The organism is Streptomyces monticola, assembly GCF_042665355.1.
Classification (GTDB): domain Bacteria; phylum Actinomycetota; class Actinomycetes; order Streptomycetales; family Streptomycetaceae; genus Streptomyces; species Streptomyces monticola.
In genome coordinates this window covers 262,750-279,328 of the sequence record NZ_JBHTCF010000010.1, presented here as the reverse complement: position 1 = coordinate 279,328, position 16,579 = coordinate 262,750, and the positions used below count along the sequence as shown (strand labels likewise).

The 16,579-nt window shown below is 71.4% G+C and carries 15 protein-coding genes and 3 pseudogenes; 7 read left to right on the top strand and 11 right to left on the bottom strand.

The annotated features are described in order from the left end of the window. Positions 1–4 precede the first annotated feature (4 nt). The gene (locus tag ACFQVC_RS23900) at positions 5–1,033 is read right to left on the bottom strand and encodes an NAD(P)/FAD-dependent oxidoreductase (RefSeq protein WP_381833853.1); all 1,029 of its coding nucleotides are present in this window, start codon (positions 1,031–1,033) and stop codon (positions 5–7) included. Positions 1,034–1,126: 93 nt separating this feature from the next. Between ACFQVC_RS23900 and ACFQVC_RS23895 the strand changes: the two genes are divergently transcribed. The 5 genes and pseudogenes from ACFQVC_RS23895 to ACFQVC_RS23875 all read left to right on the top strand — a co-directional run bounded on the left by ACFQVC_RS23895 (position 1,127) and on the right by ACFQVC_RS23875 (position 6,651). Beyond that, entirely contained in the window at positions 1,127–1,723 is a 597-nt protein-coding gene (locus tag ACFQVC_RS23895; RefSeq protein WP_381833850.1) for a helix-turn-helix domain-containing protein, read from the top strand. 205 nt (positions 1,724–1,928) lie between these two features. Then, positions 1,929–2,957, top strand: coding sequence for a class I SAM-dependent methyltransferase (locus ACFQVC_RS23890; protein WP_381833958.1), 1,029 nt, complete (start codon positions 1,929–1,931; stop codon positions 2,955–2,957). A 402-nt stretch (positions 2,958–3,359) separates the two neighbouring features. Beyond that, positions 3,360–3,884 (top strand): transglycosylase SLT domain-containing protein, encoded by a 525-nt coding sequence (locus ACFQVC_RS23885; RefSeq protein ID WP_381833847.1) that lies wholly within the window; start codon positions 3,360–3,362, stop codon positions 3,882–3,884. Positions 3,885–3,935: 51 nt separating this feature from the next. Next, a complete protein-coding gene (locus ACFQVC_RS23880) occupies positions 3,936–5,072 on the top strand; it encodes an LCP family protein (protein ID WP_381833845.1) in 1,137 nt (378 codons plus the stop codon). 845 nt (positions 5,073–5,917) lie between these two features. Then, a pseudogene (locus ACFQVC_RS23875) lies at positions 5,918–6,651 on the top strand (PP2C family protein-serine/threonine phosphatase). Between the two features lie 61 nt (positions 6,652–6,712). Here the strand turns inward: ACFQVC_RS23875 and ACFQVC_RS23870 are convergent. Then, complete coding sequence (locus ACFQVC_RS23870) at positions 6,713–7,270, bottom strand: HPP family protein (RefSeq protein WP_381833842.1); 558 nt, start codon at positions 7,268–7,270, stop codon at positions 6,713–6,715. Positions 7,271–7,698: 428 nt separating this feature from the next. Here ACFQVC_RS23870 and ACFQVC_RS23865 point away from each other — a divergent pair, with 428 nt between their 5' ends. Beyond that, a complete protein-coding gene (locus tag ACFQVC_RS23865; RefSeq protein ID WP_370443954.1) occupies positions 7,699–7,776 on the top strand; it encodes a 50S ribosomal protein bL37 in 78 nt (25 codons plus the stop codon). A gap of 215 nt (positions 7,777–7,991) precedes the next feature. After that, positions 7,992–8,825 (top strand): SigB/SigF/SigG family RNA polymerase sigma factor, encoded by an 834-nt coding sequence (locus ACFQVC_RS23860; protein ID WP_381833839.1) that lies wholly within the window; start codon positions 7,992–7,994, stop codon positions 8,823–8,825. 34 nt (positions 8,826–8,859) lie between these two features. On the opposite strand, the gene ACFQVC_RS23855 is transcribed toward ACFQVC_RS23860, so the two are convergent. From ACFQVC_RS23855 to dhaK, 9 genes and pseudogenes are all read right to left on the bottom strand, one after another. Beyond that, entirely contained in the window at positions 8,860–9,711 is an 852-nt protein-coding gene (locus ACFQVC_RS23855) for a PRD domain-containing protein (protein WP_381833837.1), read from the bottom strand. A gap of 141 nt (positions 9,712–9,852) precedes the next feature. Continuing rightward, complete coding sequence (locus ACFQVC_RS23850; RefSeq protein WP_381833834.1) at positions 9,853–11,991, bottom strand: glucose PTS transporter subunit IIA; 2,139 nt, start codon at positions 11,989–11,991, stop codon at positions 9,853–9,855. Positions 11,992–12,241: 250 nt separating this feature from the next. After that, positions 12,242–12,640, bottom strand: coding sequence for a winged helix-turn-helix transcriptional regulator (locus ACFQVC_RS23845; RefSeq protein ID WP_381833832.1), 399 nt, complete (start codon positions 12,638–12,640; stop codon positions 12,242–12,244). Positions 12,641–12,791: 151 nt separating this feature from the next. After that, positions 12,792–13,646 carry a DUF3626 domain-containing protein gene (locus tag ACFQVC_RS23840; RefSeq protein ID WP_381833829.1) on the bottom strand — a complete coding sequence of 285 codons (855 nt, stop codon included), beginning with the start codon at positions 13,644–13,646 and terminating at the stop codon, positions 12,792–12,794. Positions 13,647–13,748: 102 nt separating this feature from the next. After that, positions 13,749–13,856: pseudogene (locus tag ACFQVC_RS23835) on the bottom strand (mycothiol transferase); the annotation flags it as partial. A 39-nt stretch (positions 13,857–13,895) separates the two neighbouring features. Further along, entirely contained in the window at positions 13,896–14,081 is a 186-nt protein-coding gene (locus tag ACFQVC_RS23830; RefSeq protein ID WP_381833826.1) for a mycothiol transferase, read from the bottom strand. A 65-nt stretch (positions 14,082–14,146) separates the two neighbouring features. After that, positions 14,147–14,704: a PTS-dependent dihydroxyacetone kinase phosphotransferase subunit DhaM gene (locus tag ACFQVC_RS23825; protein WP_381833955.1), complete on the bottom strand. Its 558-nt coding sequence runs from the start codon at positions 14,702–14,704 to the stop codon at positions 14,147–14,149. Next, positions 14,696–15,343: pseudogene (gene dhaL, locus ACFQVC_RS23820) on the bottom strand (dihydroxyacetone kinase subunit DhaL); the annotation flags it as partial. The pseudogene dhaL and the gene ACFQVC_RS23825, both read right to left, overlap by 9 nt. A 120-nt stretch (positions 15,344–15,463) precedes the next feature. Beyond that, entirely contained in the window at positions 15,464–16,459 is a 996-nt protein-coding gene (gene dhaK / locus ACFQVC_RS23815; RefSeq protein WP_381833823.1) for a dihydroxyacetone kinase subunit DhaK, read from the bottom strand. Positions 16,460–16,579 lie beyond the last annotated feature (120 nt).

Below are 16,579 nucleotides of genomic sequence, written 5' to 3'. Positions count from 1 at the left end.
GCGTTCAGACGGCGGCGGTGGCTGTGGTGGCGCCGGTAGTTGCGGCGGCGAGTGCCGCGTCGGTGTCGGCGGTGGCCAGGTCGGCGTTCATGCGTGCCCCGGCCAGCGCGCCGGCCGCTGCGGAGGCGCCGACCTGGGCGCTCAGGTCCGCGGCGTTGCCGGCCACCCACACGCCCGGCACCGCAGTGCTGCCGGCCAGGCCGGTGGCGAAGTGACGGCCCATGCCGCCCGGCAGGTCCTGCAGGGGCAGGTTCAGACCGCTGAGGCCGTCGGTGCGGGCCTGCATGGTGGTCGCGACGGCGAGGACGCGGCGGGCCACGAACTGCCCGTCCTCCAGGCGCACGCCCGCGATAGCGCCGTCCCCGGTGGATTCGACCGCGGCCACCGGTCTGTCGACGATCCGGATGCCACGGGCGGTGAACCGGGCCCGGGTGTCCTCGTCCAGGTCGGTGCCGCGGGTGAAGTAGACCAGGTCGTCGGTCAACTGGCGGAACAGCAGGGCGTGGTGGACGGAAGCCGGGCCCACGGCCAGGACGCCGATGGGTTCGTCGCGCACCTCCCAGCCGTGGCAGTACGGGCAGTGCACCACGCCGTGCCCCCAGTGCCGGGCGAGCCCGGGAACGTCGGGCAGCACGTCCCGCAGCCCGGTGGCGACGAGGAGGCGGCGCGCGTGCAGGGTGCCGCCGTCGGCCAGAGTGACGGTGAAGCGCGGATCGCCCTCGGGAGTGGGGTCGGCCGGGGCGGCGGCGATGACCTCGCCGGCCACCACCTTCCCTCCGTAGCGGCGCACTTCTTCGCGGCCGGTGGCCAGCAGCTCGGCCGGTGGCGTGCCGTCGAGGCCGATCAGGCCGTGCATGGCCTCGGCGGGAGCGTTGCGCGGGGTGCCGCTGTCGATCACGACGACCTCGCGGCGGGAGCGGGCGAGCATGAGCGCGCCGTTCAGGCCGGCGGCGCCGCCTCCGATCACAACGGCGTCGACCGTCTCACCGGACGCGGGCTGGGTGTCGGCGTTTGCGGCAGTCTTCGCGGACATGGGGCGCACCTTCCTGGTGGTGGAGTGGCCCGGTGCGGGCCCTTCGCCTTCGACATTAGGCGCGCCTTGCGGGACTGGCATAAACTCTTGCCTATGACGCAAGAAGATGGTGAGCTCGACAGCCTCGTACGCAAACGGATCCGCGCCCTACGGGTGGCGCAGGGCTGGTCGCTTGACGAGCTGGCCACCCGCGCCCGGCTCAGCCCGTCCACCCTCAGCCGCATCGAGAACGGCCGGCGCCGCCTCGCCCTGGACCAGCTGGTCACCCTGGCCCGCGCCCTGGACACCACACTCGACCAGCTGGTCGAGACCGGCACCGACGATGTCATCAGCAGCCCGACGATCGACGCGGCCCACGGACAGATGCGGTGGCCCGTCCGTGCGGACCCCGGCATCACCGTCGTACGCCAGCGCGTGACGGATCCGCCGCCCGACAGCCCCTCGCGGATGCGCGCCCACCCCGGCCGTGAATGGCTCGTCGTCCTCTCCGGCACGGCGGTCCTGCTCCTCGGCAACCGCCGCTTCCGCGTGGAGACCAACCAGGCGGCCGAGTTCCCCACGATGCTGCCGCACGCCATCGGCGCCGAAGGCGGGCCCTGCGAAATCATGGGCATCTTCGACCGCGACGCCCGCCGCGGCCACCAGCGCGGCGAGGGCGGGGCGGAGGCGAGCAGCCGCGCGCAGGGCTGAGCTTGCGCGGTCGGCAGGACAAGTGGCTGTCGTCTTGCTCTTCCGGAAAGCGATCGTGTCCCACGCGCAAGCTGCCCATAGCGTGGCCGTCATGACCGACACATCCCCGCACGCGGCAGACGACTCCGCGGCGCGTCACCGCACAGCGCACAACTCCTCAGTGGACGACTCCGCAGCCCACGACTCCGCGCCGCACGACAATTCGGTGCACGGCCGCGCAGCACACAGCACCGCCGCCCACGGCCGCGACGGGCACGCTGCCCACGGCCACGACGACGAGCACGCGCCCCACGGGCACGGCGTCGGCCGCGACGGGCACGCGGCGCACGGGCACGACGACGAGCACGCGCCTCACGGGCACGGCGTCGGCCGCGACGGGCACGCGGCGCACGGGCACGCGGCCCACGGCCATGGGGCGGACCACGACGGCGACGACGTCCAGGCGGAGATCCTCGACCTGGACGCGGAGGTCCTCGCCGAGCACATCGCCTCCATCACCGCATGGCTGCCCGTCGCATCCGCCCCGCGCCACATCGTGGATCTGGGCTCCGGAACCGGAGCCGGCACGCTCGCTCTGCTCAAGCGCTTCCCCGAGGCCAAGGTGACCGCGGTCGACACCTCGGCCGGCCATCTGCACCGCCTCCGCGAGAAGGCCGCGGCAGCAGGCCTGGCCGACCGCGTGCACACCGTCGAGGCCGACCTCGACACGGCCTGGCCCGACCTCGGCACGCCGGAACTGGTGTGGGCCTCGGCCTCGATGCACCACATGGCCGACCCCGACCGCACGCTGCGCCACGTCCGCGACACCCTTGCGCCCGGCGGCCTGTTCGCCGTCGTCGAACTGGCCGGATTCCCGCGCTTCTTGCCCGAGGACGCCCCGGCGGAGCGCCCCGGCCTCGAGGAACGCTGTCACGCCGCGCTCGACCGGCACCATGCCGAACACATGCCGCACCGCGGTGCCGACTGGGGCCCCAAGCTGACCGCTGCCGGCTTCACCGTCGAAGGCGAACGCACCATCACCGTCAACATCGGCCCGCCCCACACCGAGGCCGTCGGCCGTTACGCACTCGGCGGCCTGCGGCGGATGCGTGGCGGCGCCGCCGACCTCCTCAGCCCCGAGGACCTCGCCGCCCTCGATCGGCTGCTCGACACCGACAGCCCGCACAGCATCCTGCGCCGCGACGACCTGACGGTACGCACCGAGCGCATGGTGTGGGCCGCACGTCGTCCCTGAGGGCGAAAGGCATCAGGGACAGGGGCGCGACGGGGCACGGCCACGTGAGGCAGTGCGAGCGAGGGCCGCACCGAGAGCCGGAAGGCTCTGGGTGCGGCCCTCGCGAGGTACGTGTCCTACGCCTCATGCGGAGGCCCGGAACCGGGGTCCGGCTGTGAGCCCGCCCATATGACCTGGCGCACATGCTAACGGCGGTAGTAGAGCGGCCCGGGGCCCGCGAAGGCGCATGGGGCATCGGCGGCAGCGGGGGGCGGAGGTCTGCTGCGTAACGGGGTAGTACGTCACACCTTTGCGTCCCGCTTCCCGTCGGGGCTAAGCCTTGCTGGCGTTCCGGGACAGCCCGGAGCACATCGGGCGGATCGCCCGGCACCCCAGACGGACGCATTGGAGAGCCAGATCCCCATGGCCAGCACGCAGACGCAGACGCAGACCCGCTCCGGCCGCTCCGGCCGCATCGCGCGACTTCGCAAGCTCTCGGTCGCCGGCATAGCCACCGCGGGCACCGCGGCCGCGGCCCTCACCCTGATCCCCTCGCCCGCCCAGGCCGCCGAGCCGACGGCGGCGAGCGCCCCGGCGGCCAAGGCCGCACAGGACAAGAAGGACTACCCCGAGAATCTCGACGGCTGGATCCGCGAGTCCCTCGACATCATGAAGGCCAAGGGCATCCCCGGCAGCTACGAGGGCCTGCACCGCAACATCATGCGCGAGTCCGCAGGCGACCCGAACGCCCAGAACGACTGGGACATCAACGCCCAGAACGGCACGCCGTCCAAGGGTCTGCTCCAGGTCATCCAGCCCACGTTCGACGCGTACCACGTCGCGGGCACCGAGAAGGACCTGACCGACCCGGTCGCCAACATCACCGCGGCCGCCAACTACGCCGCCGACCGGTACGGCTCGATCGACAACGTCGACTCCGCCTACTGATCAACGTCGACTCCGCCTACTGATTCACCGGTGAACGAAGAGGGGCAGCGCATGCCGCACAACAGCGAGAACGAGCACCACGTGCATGCGGACGGCACCCCCGCGGTGCCCGGCTACGGGCCCCCTCGGGTGCGTCGCTCCGGGCGCAGGGCGCGCAAGAGGGCGCTGCGGTTCGCGGCATGGGGCGCCCTGGGTGCGGCACTGGTCGGTGGCGGCGGCGTCGCCTACGCCTGGCAGCATCTCAGCGGCAATATCCAGGGCACCGACATGAACGCCGTCCTCGGCCACGACCGGCCGAGCGAGCAGGACAACGGTGCGATGAACATCCTCATGCTCGGGTCCGACTCCCGGGCGGGCACCCACGGCGAATACGGCAAGGGTGTCAGCGGGGCCCGCGCCGACACGGCGATGGTCCTGCACGTCGACAAGACTCATAAGAAGGCTTCGGTCGTCAGCATCCCGCGCGACACGATGGTGCAGCGGCCCGAGTGCGCGAAGCCGCACGGCGGCACCGCGCCCGCCGCGCAGCAGGCGATGTTCAACTCGTCCTACGCGATGGGCGGGCCGGCGTGCACCGTGAAGACGGTCGAGAAGATGTCGGGCGTCCGCATGGACCACTTCCTCGAGGTGGACTTCAAGGGATTCCAGAAGCTCATCGACGAGCTCGGCGGCGTGGACATCACCACCCACAAGGCCATCAACGACCACAGCAGTGGTCTCGCCCTCGATGCCGGAAAGCACCGGCTGATGGGCAAGGAGGCACTTGAGCTCGTGCGCACCAGGCACGGTGTCGGTGACGGCAGTGACCTGGGCCGCATCCAGCTCCAGCAGGCCTTCATCAAGGCCCTGATCCACCGTGCCGAAACCGTCGATCCGTTCAGCAGCCCGGCCAAGTCCTACGGCCTGGCGGACACCGCGACCAAGAGCGTCAGCGCGGACTCCGGCCTCGCCTCGGCGGACAAGCTGCTCGGCCTGGCCGAGGACCTGAAGGGCATCACGCCCGAGCACACCGACATGGTCACGATGCCCGTCACCTACGACGCCCAGGACTCGGGCCGCGTGCTCCCCCTCGACAAGCAGTCCCACCGGGTCTGGAACGCACTGCGCGACGACCGCCCCATCCCGAAGTCCGCGACCGACGCATCGGTGGGCGACAAGGCGCATACACCGGTGTCGGCGGGAACCTGAGACGACAGGCTTCCGGCCCGGCCATCACACCGGCCGGGCCGAAGCCGTACCAGGGCCCGGGCAGCGCGCTGCTGATGCAGGCACGGCACGAGTCGCTGCCGCGACCGTCAACAGCTGCTGCCCGCGACCTTGTTGCCTCCGCATACCGGCGCCCGGAGCCGCCTGTACCTCACCGTCCACCGACACGTGCACGCCCTCACCGTTGTGGCCACCTGCAACCGCAGCAGGAGCCTGAAGGAGCGCCGGCAGCCGGCCCGGCCGGGGCTGTGTCAGCGCCGGGGCGTTCACCGCTCTGGGCCGGTGGAGGCGGCCGGGTGGGGGGGGGTGAGACTTCGAGGAGGACGTATCCGCGGTGGGAGAGCGCACGGCGAGCGACCTCAGGAGCAGCCACGTGACAGCGGCAGAGGGCACGGACGATCCCGACGCCAGACTGTGCGCGTTTCTCGCCAGCGGCCAGGTGGCCGCACAGGACCTGGCCACCATCGTCACCTCGGCGGCCCAGGCGCTCGGCCTGACGCAGGCGTGGGTGTACCTGGTGGATCTGCAGCAGAGACGCCTTGTCGCCCTGGCGGACCCCCCGGAGTTCCTGCCCATCGACGATTTCCCCAGCGGCCGTGCCTACCGGTCGCAGAACCTGCATGTGCAGGAGGGCCCGGAGGGAATGACGGCCTGGCTGCCACTGATCGACGGGGCGGAGCGGGTCGGCGTGCTGGCCGTGCAGACGCCGGCCCTCGACCCGCTGTCCTTGCGGCGGGGGCCGGGCCCTGGCTGCCCTCCTCGCACCCCTGATCACGTCGAAGCGCGCGTACAAGGACTCCTTCGTGCAGCGCACCAGGAGCGAGGACATGGGCCTGCCGACCGAGATGCTGCGCGCCCTGCTGCCGCCCCGCACCATCGGCACCCGGGGCGTCATTTCCACCGCCGTGATGGAGCCCGCGTACGAGATCGGCGGAGACGCCTTCGACCATGCGCCGACCCAGTCCACGCTGCACGTGGCCGTGGTGGACGCCATGGGGCACGATCTGTCCTCCGGTCTCACCGCCGCGGTGACGCTCGCCGCCTGCCGCAAGCCCCGGCGGACCGGCTTCGATCCGCCCGAGTTGACGCGGGCCGTGGACCGCGTGCTCTCCGACTGGCTGCCCGACCAGTTCTGCACCGCCGTCCTGGCCCAACTGGACCTGAACACAGGGGCGTTGGGCTGGATCAACTGCGGCCATCCGCCGCCCCTGCTCCTGCGCGGGCAGCGCGTGGTCGCCGGGGCCATGCACCGGGAGGCGGATGTCCCGATGGGCCTTCCCGCGCGCTTCGTTGACACCCCACGGCAAGTGCACCAGATCGCGCTCGAACCGGGGACCGGGTCCTGCTGCACACCGACGGGATCACCGAGGTACGCCTGGAGGACGGTGAGGAGTTCGGCGTTCAGCGCTTCGCCGACGCCGTCATCAGCGCGTCCTCCACCGGCGAACCGGCCGCCGAGACCCTGCGGCGTCTGATCCACTCGATCCTGGACGCCGGTGACAACCGGCTGCGCGACGACGCCACCATGCTGTTGCTCGAATGGAACCCGTCACAGCCGTGACGGCGCCGGACCGTCCGCAGGGCGGGGATCCACTCGTGACCGCGGGCCGCGGAAGGTGCGGTCACCACCAGTACACGGGATAGCGAGGGCTCCCCGAGCGGGTGCGCGAGAGGGCGTAACCGGCGAGGACCAGCAGGACGGTCGATCCGGCGAGGAGCGGCACGAAGACCTTCGGGCCGGGGGTGCGCAGCACGATCACGACGGCCGTCGCACAGGCGGGGGAGTGCGGGGCGCGCGCGATGGTGGTCAGGGCCAGGCCGACGCCGGCGGCGATGGCCGCTGCCCAGGCGGTGCTGCCCAGGGCGGCGAGGGCGCCGTACCCGGCGCCGGAGCAGAGCAGATGACCGGCGATCACGCTGCGCGGCTGGGCCAGCGGCAGGCCCGGCAGGTTGTGGATGATCGCGGCGGACGCGGCCAGCGGGGGTATGAGCACCGGCTCGTGGACCCTGGCGCCGATCGCCGCCAGGGCCAGCAGCACCGCGGTGGCCCCACCGGCGCTGCGCAGCGCGGCCAGGGGTGTGGCCGAGGCGGGTGCGCGTCCGACGAGACACGGCACTATCCGGGCGCGCATGCGGCTGCGTTCGCGGGCGGGCAGCGTGCCGGTCAGGTCGCTGCTCAAGGGAGCAGGAGAGGCAGGAGAGGCAGGAGAGGGTGAGGTGGGCAAGGGGGGCTCTTCAAGGGGGAGCCGGACATGTGTCCGGCGGTGACGAACGGCAGGAAAGGAGCCCCTGCGGCTGGTGTCGCGGCGCCGGCCCGTGCGGTCGGCAGGGCTCGGCACCGTCGATGCCGTGGGTCGGGGCGGCCGTGAACTCCTGGATGATCATACGAAGCGACGTGTCGCGCACGGCAGCCAGGGTCCCCGGACGCGCGGTGGCCCTGCGGTGGGTCGGGCTCCACGGGTTCGCCGCACGAAGGTGTGGTGCGCGGAGCGACCCGAGTGACCGACCCCGTGATCTGGGCGGTTTGTGCTGGGTACGGGATGCGTGATCACCTGGGGTTCGCCCCCCGGTGGGCGACCGATCACGCATCAACAGTACGGAGGTAGCTATGTCCTCGAAGCGACGCCGCAAGAAGAAGGCCCGCCGCAAGAACGGCGCGAACCACGGCAGCCGTCCTCAGTCCTGAGGCCGCAGACCGTCATCGGGGCGGCACCCTCCGGGGTGCCGCCCCGCCGCGTGTTTTACGGCGGTTGGGGTCGGGCAGGCGTCCTGACGTGCTTCGGAAGAGAGGCGCGTTTGCCATCGCGGCCGGCTGTTGACGGAGGCCCCCGCAGGTCAGCGGGATGAGCCTGCCGACTGGGCCGCGCACAGATTGAAAGAGTCTGGCCAAGGAGCGATCTCATGCCCATGGACAGCAGCATCGCCACGCCCGCCCGCACCTTCCGCGCTCACGACGACGCCCCCGATACGGCAGCGGCTTTCGAGCACCTCGCCGGCCTGGAGGAGGGGCCCGAGCGGGATCTGCTGTGCGAGGAACTCGTCGAGGCGTGGCTGCCGATGGCCCACCGCCTGGCCGGCAAGTTCCGCAACAAGGGCGAGAATCTCGAAGACCTGCGCCAAGTCGCCGCCGAAGGGCTGCTCAAGGCGGTGACCCGCTACGAGCCCGGGCGCGGCGCTTTCGAGAGCTACGCCGTGCCCACCATCACCGGTGAACTGCGCAGGTACTTCCGTGACCACTCCTGGGACGTCCACGTCCCGCGTCGCGTCCAGGAGGTACGCAACCAGGTTCGGGCCGCCAGCCGCGAGATCTCCCAGGCGCCCGGCAGCCCCGAGCCGACCCTCGGGCGCCTGACCGAGCACACCGGCCTGAACGAGAACGAGGTTCGCCAGGGACTGGAAGCCATGGACAGCTACCACTCGCTGTCGCTGGACGCCGCCCTCTCGGCCGGATCCGACGAGGACGGCTACGCACTCGTCGACACCCTGGGAACACAGGACAAGGGCTTCGACCTGACGGTCGACCGAGAGGCGGCCAAGACCGGGATTCGCCGTCTGCCGGAGCGTGAACGCGAGATCCTGTACCTGCGGTTCTTCCAGGACAAGACACAGAGCGAGATCGGTGCCGAACTCGGCATCTCCCAGATGCATGTCTCCCGCCTGATCAGCCAGAGCTGCAGGCGCGTACGCGACGAGGCCCTGGGGGAGGAGGACCCGCAAAAGCCGCAGGCCGCCTGAGCGGCACCCGGCCCGTACGGCGTCTCTGCCGCTCTCACGCGGCGGAGCCGTCGTCCTCCATGGTCATACGGGCCACGTGGAGCGCCAGGTAGGAGACCTCGTCCTCGCTCAGCTGCTGCCCGAGCCGCAGCTCGACGATGGTCGCCAGCTTCTGCGCGGTGGCGGTCGCCTCCGGGTAGTGCTGGCGGATGCCCTTGCCGATCGTGGACTCGTGGCCCTTCAGCTGCTGGTGCTGCTGGATCCGTACGAAGAGATAGCGGACGTGGGTGATGAACCGCGCCGCGCTCAGGGACTCCTGGGTGATGTCCAGGCCGTACTGCTCGCCCACGACGGCGAGCAGCTGCTGGATGACCCCGGTCATCGTGTACGTGAAGGACAGGTCGCCCGAGGCGAAGCCGGCGTTGACCAGGTGCAGGGTGAGCGCGGTCGCCTCGGAGGGGTCGAGGCGGGGGTCCACGCGCTCGTTGATGGCCGCGAGCAGACGCTGGGCCTGGGCGTACTCGGCTCCGTACAGCGTCTGGGCCTCGGCCTGCAGCGGGTACTCGATGACGACGCCCCGCTTGGCCCGGTCGAGGGCGCCGGCGACATGGTCGGCGACGGCGATGGCGAGGGTGGGGCGCGTGGACTCACGCCCCTCGATGCCGACCTCTTCGAGCGCGATGACGACGGCCCGCAGGACCTCCTCGCCGATGAGCGCGAAGACCTCGGCCAGATGGTCGGGGTCGCGGCCGTCGGCCGGGACGAAGACACGCACGATCAGCGCGGGGTCGATGGGCTTGCCCTGGCGGGAGACGAACCCGATGCCGCGCCCGGTGAGGATGACTTCCTGGCCCGTCTCGTCGCGCGCGAGGACCACGTTGTTGTTGAGGACTCGCAGGGTTTCCATCGCCGGCCCTTTTCCCGTCAGTGGTCCGCTTCTGTCCGAATGATCCCGCATCATCCGCCGTACGTGTGCATCCGCCCCCCGACCGACGCGGACGCGCGCGCCCCGAAAGGGGGACGCGCGCGCCGCATCAAGGGCGGATCGTCACCGCCGCACGGTCACCACCGGGGCGCCGGCGGCGACTTCCTGGCCGACGTGCGGCTCGACCGAGGCGAGCTCCGCGGTGTTGGTGACGGTCATGAGGGTGACCGTCGAGTGCTCCGCGGCGCGCACGGCGTCGAGGTCGACCTCCGCGAGGAGGTCGCCGGCGGAGACCTTGTCGCCGGACTTGACGCGTACGTCGAAGCCCTCGCCGTTCATCTGCACCGTGTCGATGCCGACGTGGACGAGCACCTCGATGCCCTCCGCGGTACGGATGCCGAAGGCGTGGCCGGTGTCGACGACCGTGACCAGCTCACCGTCGACCGGCGAGACGACATGACCGTCGGCCGGCTCGATGCCCACGCCCTCGCCGAGCGCCCGGGAGGCGAAGACCGGGTCCCCGGCCTCGTCGAGGGAGAGCACCCGGCCCGCGACCGGAGCCGCGAGCTCGACGCCCGTGCCGGAGGCGGCGGTACCGGAGGCGGCGGTACCGGAGGCCGCGGTACCGGAGGCCGCGGCGCCTGGGGCGGCGGCGCCGGCCGCGGGGACGGACTCCGAGGCGGAACCGGCGGCGGCTTCGGCGGTGGCGCCCACGGTGACGAGCTCACGCTCGTCGGCCGGCGCGTCGGCGGCCTCGGCCGCGTCCCGCTGGGCGTTGATCTCGGCGCGCTCCTCCTTGGTGCGGAAGTCGGAGAAGTACACGAGCGCCATCGCGGTGAAGAAGGCCGCCGCGATCGCGATGACGTAGGTGAGCTTCGGGTCGAAGACCGGGATGGTCAGCAGGGAGGTGAAGGCGAAGGCCTTGGTGTCCACGCCGCCCAGGACGCCCACGAGGATGCCGCCCACGAGGCAGCCGACGAGCATGCGCGGGTAGATCCGCTTGAAGCGCAGGTGGATGCCGTACAGCGAGGGCTCGGAGATGCCACCGAACAGACCCGCGGCGAGCGCGCCGGTCGCGGTCTGGCGCATCTCCTTCTCACGGTGGCGGACCGACAGGAGCAGCACACCGGCGGTGGCACCGAAGCAGGCGAAGTTCCACGCGCCCATGGGGCCCTGGATGAAGTCGTAGCCGAGGACGCTGATGTTCTGCAGCATGAGCGCGTTCAGCGGCCAGTGCAGGCCCAGCGGGACCAGGAACGGGTAGATCAGCGGGATCATGATCGCGAAGACGATCGGGGCGTTGTTGTTCATCCAGGACAGACCCTCACCGAGGCCGTTGCCGGCCCAGATGCCCATCGGGCCGATGAGGAAGGCGGTCACCGGGATCATGATGAGCATGCTGAAGAACGGCACGAAGACCATGTGCACGCTCTCCGGGAAGACGCGCTGCAGGCCCTTGTAGACCAGGGCGAGCAGGGCGACCATCAGCAGCGGTACGAACACCTGGCCGCCGTAGTCGTTCAGCTGCATCGGCAGTCCGAAGACGTGCGCCACACACTCCTGGGTGCCGAGCGTCGCGTTGGTGGAGCAGGTGATGCCGGGGATCCCGGAGTCCTTGTTGAGCATCCCCGTGAAGTTCGGGGTCATCACCGCGGCCATCACGGCGGCGCCCACCCAGGGGTCGATCCTCAGCTTCTTGGCCGCGTTGTACGCGACGAAGATCGGCAGGAAGTACAGCACCGAGCGCCACATCGCGTCGACGAAGACCCAGGTGGCGGACTTGTCCTCGGCCCGGAAGTCGACGTAGCCGAGGGCGTCGAGGACGGAGGCGATCGCGATGATCAGCGAGGAGCCGAGGAGCACACCCATGAGCGGGCGGAACGAGTCCGAGAGGTACTCGAAGAAGTTGTCGACGAAGGCGTAGCGGCCGCGGCCCTTGGCCCGGATCGCCGCCTTGACGTCCGCGTCGGACTGCGGCCGGGGAGTGCCGCCGGCGCTCATCGACGGCAGGTTCATGATCTCGGAGTAGACGCGGGCGACGGCGCCGCCGATCACGATCTGGAGGCGGTCGCCGGACTGCGGCACGGTGGCCATGACGCCCTTGAGGCCGTCGAGCGCCTCCGTGTCGACCTTCGCCCCGTCGTGGAGCTGGAAGCGCAGCCGCGTCGCGCAGTGCGTGAGGCTCTCGATGTTCTCGGGTCCGCCGACGCCGCGGAGGATCTTCTCCGCCAGCACGTCGGTGCCCGACGCGGGTGTGCTCATGATGCTTCCTCGCATCCTCTGGGTCTTGCCGTCCTACGTGGGTTCGCGATCTCTCCCGGCCGGTTTCGGGCAACAAAAAAGGCCCGGGCAACGCCAACGGCGCTTCCCAGGCCTTGCCTCGCCTCACGAAGACGGCGACGTCTCCGGGGGAGTAACAACCCTGTGATCGGGATCGATCGAAGGTGACCTTAACTCGTCATTAACCGGACCGCAACCACAGCCTGGCTGCTCGCCGCCTGAGGCGACCCCGTCAGACGTCGAAGCGATGGCGTGCGCCCTCGATGTGGCCGAGGTACCGGTGGGTCCAGCCGCACAGGGCGTCGACCGTGGTGCGCAGGGCGCGGCCCGGTTCGGTCAGGGTGTACCCGACCCGCGGCGGCACGGTGGGGTGGACCTTCCGGTCGACCAGGCCGTTGCGCTCCAGCATGCGCAGGTTCTGGGTGAGCATCTTGTGGCTGACGCCCTCGACCTCGTTCCGCAACTCGCTGAAGCGCAGGGTGCGTTCACCGAGCGCCTCGATGATCAGAAGCGCCCATTTGTTGGCGACCTCCGAGAAGATCTCCCGCGCCAGCGAGTCCGCACGCCTCAGGTCGGCGTCCTCGGGCAGGCCTTGAGCTGCTGCTTGGACACCATCAGGTTCCCCCGTCACCGAAGAGCGCGTTGTTCCAGGTCGGCCGCCACCCTCCTCTCGTTTCCAAGTAACCGCAAGAGAGCACTGGAGAGGGCACAGGAGAGGGGCGAGTTGCGCCACGCGGACGACTTGGCCGCCCAGCACGGCCCGTCCGAACTCGCCCAGGCGGTCAGGGAGTTCCGAAACGGGCGAGGCAGTGCCACACCTTCTTGACCGCCTGCGGATCATGGCTGCCGGTACCGGCGGCGGCACCGACGATCCGCGGATCGAGCCTGCCGCCGACGGCGATCGCCACGCCCAGGTCGACGTACTCCGGGCCGCGGTAGGCGGGATGCAGGCGGAGTTCCTCGACCGTGAGGCGGAATCCGTGATGCCATTCCAGCGGGCACGGAAGACGACGGGCGGCGGCCTCGACGGCTGAGCCGCGGTAGCAGGGGTCCAGGACCAGAGCCTCGACATCGTGGTCCAGGCGGACCGGTCCGTGCACATGTGCCTCGATGTAGTCGTCGAGAGCGTCCTTGCGGTCGGCCAGGGCGAGTTCGACGAGCCGCATGCGCTCCGCGGTACCGAAGTCCGAGGGTTCCAGGAAGCTGTCCGGGTAGCAGAACGTCGTCCGCTCCAGCGTCCGGGCGGTGAGCCGGAAGTGGGCGGAGCCGAAGCGCGGGGCCGCGCCGACCGGTTTGCGGCGGAAGTTCAGGGCGCCGTAGACGGGCCGCTCGTGGGCCGGCGCGTGGTCGTAGGCGCCCTGGAAGATCCGGCTTTCCCACCGCCACCGGGCGCCGCCCGGGTGTGCGGTCAGACCGCCGTTGCTCGTTCCGGTGACGAACTGCGACTGATACACGCCGCACTCTGCCAGGGCCTCGAGGATCGGCCTGCCGTGCGCCCGGCGGTCCGGATGGAAGTTCAGGGTGACCCGCAGGGCCGGATCGACGGGCGGCCCGGAGGACAGCCCGGCGACATGCCCGAGGGCGCGCTCCCGGGGTGTCCGGACTGTGTCGGCGTCTGTGTCGGCGTCTGCTCCCATGCGCGTACTGTGCCCGGGCCGATCATCCGGCGCACACGGATTTTCCCGCGCAGGCCGGCCCGCTTTCCCGGCGCAGGCCGGTCCGCCCCCGCCGGGTGCGGGCTACTCGCCGACGGTTCCGTCCACCGCTTCGCGCAGCAGGTCGGCGTGGCCGTTGTGACGCGCGTACTCCTCGATCATGTGGGTCAGGACATAGCGCGAACTTGCCGTCGACTTCGCCTGGTCAGGGCATCCCGACCTCCTCGGCGTTCAGGGCCCGGCGGACCAGCTCCGCTCGACGGCGGCCGCATGCCGTACGAGGCCCAGGAGCGTGAGCCCTGACGTCGGGATCGCCCGCTGTTTCAGCTGCTCGCCGCTCAGGCCCGCGCACTTCATGGCCAGGGTCGCCCGCTGGTAGTCGAGGAACGAGGTGAGCGACGCACGGTCGTCGGCCACCCCGGGACGCACCCGCCCGCCGTCGGTGGGTACGGCGGGCGGGCGCTCGGCGGCTCTGCGTTCGTTCAGCGCTTGCGGTAGTTCCGGGCGTCCTCGCCCGCGGCCAGGACTATGTCGAGGTCCGCGCCGACCGATGCCGTCACCACGACGCCGACCGCGCCCTCGACGAACGGGGCATCCACGATCCGGGTGTTCGCAGGCATCGCGCGCGCCTCGCCCTCGCCCTCGCCCTCACCGAGGAGGGCCTGGACGGTCAGGACCGCGCTGCCCATGTCGCACAGGATCGCAACTCCCTTGCCCTCGTCGGCCTTGAGAGCCGCGGCGTGGATGCGCTCGGCGCTGGTGCCGATCCGGCCGTCGTCGGTGCCGCCCGCCGCGAAGACCGGGGCGATGTCGCCGGAACCGACCATGGCCTTGGCCAGCTCGGCGGTGGACTCGGCCACGGCACGGCTGTGCGAGACCAGGACGACACCGACGCGGCCGCCGGCCTGGGGCGCCGCGGCCTGGGCGGGCTGCGCCTCCTCGACGGGCGTGACCGGCGTGACCGGCTCGGTCCGCTCGGCAGATTCGGCCTGCTCGGCCGCGGCCGTCGGCTCCGGCGTCCACGAGGAATCCGCGGCCATGGTGAACGCGGCGAAGAGCAGCGCCACCGAGTGGGCGCCCGCGTCCTGGTGGCCGATGCTGCGCTCGCCGAGGTAGCTGGCGCGGCCCTTGTTGGCCTGCATGGGCTCGGTGGACTCGGCGCCTTCCCTGGCCGCGGCCTGGGCGGCGTCGAGAGCGGCGGTCACCGGGGTACCGGCGGCCAGTTCGCGGTCGAGGGTGTCCAGGGCGGGCAGCAGCGCGTCGAGGAGGGTCGCGTCCCCGGGGGCGGCGCCGCCGAGCTTGCCCACGGCCTCGGCGCCGGCGCGCAGGGAGGCCGCCAACTGCTCGGCGGATACGGCGGTTTCGGCGCCGAAGCGCTTGCCGGTACGGCGCAGCGCCATGCCGAAGAGGGGGCCCGAGGCGCCGCCGACGGAGTTGGTGAGGGTGGTGCCGGCGAGGCCCAGGAGCTCGCCGGGGGTGGCCGGTGGGCCGTCCTCGGCCGCGGCGCGGACGGCGCCGAAGCCGCGCACCATGTTGGCGCCGTGGTCGCCGTCGCCGATCGCCGCGTCCAGGGCGGTCAGTCGGGCGCCGTCACGCTCGAAGAGCTGGGCGGCGGCGGCGAGCCAGCGGCGGAAGTAGGCGACGTCGAGGGCGAGTTCGGCGGTGGGGGTCGCAGTCACGGGACTGTTCTTCCTGACGGAGGGAGGTGGGGCGAGGGGAGGAGAGGGGAGGGGAGAGATGGAGTGCGGTGTCCGCGGGCCGGGGTCAGGTGCCCCAGGGCCGGGGCGGGCGGAGCGTGGTCAGGCGCCCCAGCGCAGCGACGGCGTCAGCACCGGTGCGTCCCACAGCTCGAGCATCTGCTCGTCGGCCCGGCACAGCGTGAGGGTGCAGCCGGCCATGTCGAGGCTGGTGACGTAGTTGCCGACCAGGGAGCGGGCGATCGCGATGCCGCGTTCGGTGAGGATCCGCTCCACCTCGGCGCGTACGACGTAGAGCTCGATCGGCGGGGTCGCGCCCAGGCCGTTGACGAGCAGGAGCACCGGGGCGCCGCCGGCCTCGGGAAGGTCTTCGAGGATGGCGTCGAGCATGGTCTCGGTGGTCTCGGCCGCGGTGGTCAGCTCTGCGCGGCGGCGGCCGGGCTCGCCGTGGATGCCGACGCCCAGCTCGATCTCGTTGTCGCCGAGCTGGAAGTTGGGGGTGCCGTTGGCGGGGGTGGTGCAGGAGGACAGGGCGACGCCGAAGCTGCGGCTGTGCTCATTGACCTTGCGGGCCATGGCGGCGACTTCGGCCAGGGGGGCGCCGGTCTCGGCGAGGGCGCCCGCGAGCTTCTCCACGAAGAGGGTGGCCCCGGTGCCGCGCCGGCCCGCACCCTCGCCGCGCGCGACGGCCACGTCGTCGTCGACCACGACCGTCTCGACCTTGATGCCGTCGTCGTCGGCGTCCTCGGCGGCCATGGCGAAGTTGAGGATGTCGCCGGTGTAGTTCTTGACGATGTGCAGCACACCGGCGCCGGAGTCGACGGCGGCGGTGGCTTGGCCGATACGGTCCGGGACCGGGGAGGTGAAGACGGGACCGGCGACGGCCGCGTCGAGCATTCCGCGGCCGACGAACCCGGCGTGCAACGGCTCGTGTCCGCTGCCGCCGCCGGAGAGGATGCCGACCTTGCCTGAGACCGTGCCGCCGGCCCGGGTGACGAGGCCCCCCTCGGCGTCGACGGCCAGCTCGGGGTGGCTCGCGGCCATGCCTCGCAGCGCGTCGGCGACCACGGTCTCCGGGGCGTTGATGAGCTTCTTCAAGACGGGCCTCTTCCTCGTACGGCGGTGTACGGCTCTGTACTTCCGAAACGGCACAGACGGCGCGGTTACTGGTCGAAAAACGCCGCCTGGAATGGCGGAATGAATTCCACGAATTCCATG

Coding starts and splice junctions, on each gene's coding strand:
- ACFQVC_RS23900 (WP_381833853.1), bottom strand. CDS start 1,033: ATGTCCGCGAAGACTGCCGCAAACGCCGACACCCAGCCCGCGTCCGGT.
- ACFQVC_RS23895 (WP_381833850.1), top strand. CDS start 1,127: ATGACGCAAGAAGATGGTGAGCTCGACAGCCTCGTACGCAAACGGATC.
- ACFQVC_RS23885 (WP_381833847.1), top strand. CDS start 3,360: ATGGCCAGCACGCAGACGCAGACGCAGACCCGCTCCGGCCGCTCCGGC.
- ACFQVC_RS23880 (WP_381833845.1), top strand. CDS start 3,936: ATGCCGCACAACAGCGAGAACGAGCACCACGTGCATGCGGACGGCACC.
- ACFQVC_RS23865 (WP_370443954.1), top strand. CDS start 7,699: ATGTCCTCGAAGCGACGCCGCAAGAAGAAGGCCCGCCGCAAGAACGGC.
- ACFQVC_RS23860 (WP_381833839.1), top strand. CDS start 7,992: ATGCCCATGGACAGCAGCATCGCCACGCCCGCCCGCACCTTCCGCGCT.
- ACFQVC_RS23855 (WP_381833837.1), bottom strand. CDS start 9,711: ATGGAAACCCTGCGAGTCCTCAACAACAACGTGGTCCTCGCGCGCGAC.
- ACFQVC_RS23850 (WP_381833834.1), bottom strand. CDS start 11,991: ATGAGCACACCCGCGTCGGGCACCGACGTGCTGGCGGAGAAGATCCTC.
- ACFQVC_RS23840 (WP_381833829.1), bottom strand. CDS start 13,646: ATGGGAGCAGACGCCGACACAGACGCCGACACAGTCCGGACACCCCGG.
- ACFQVC_RS23825 (WP_381833955.1), bottom strand. CDS start 14,704: ATGGCCGCGGATTCCTCGTGGACGCCGGAGCCGACGGCCGCGGCCGAG.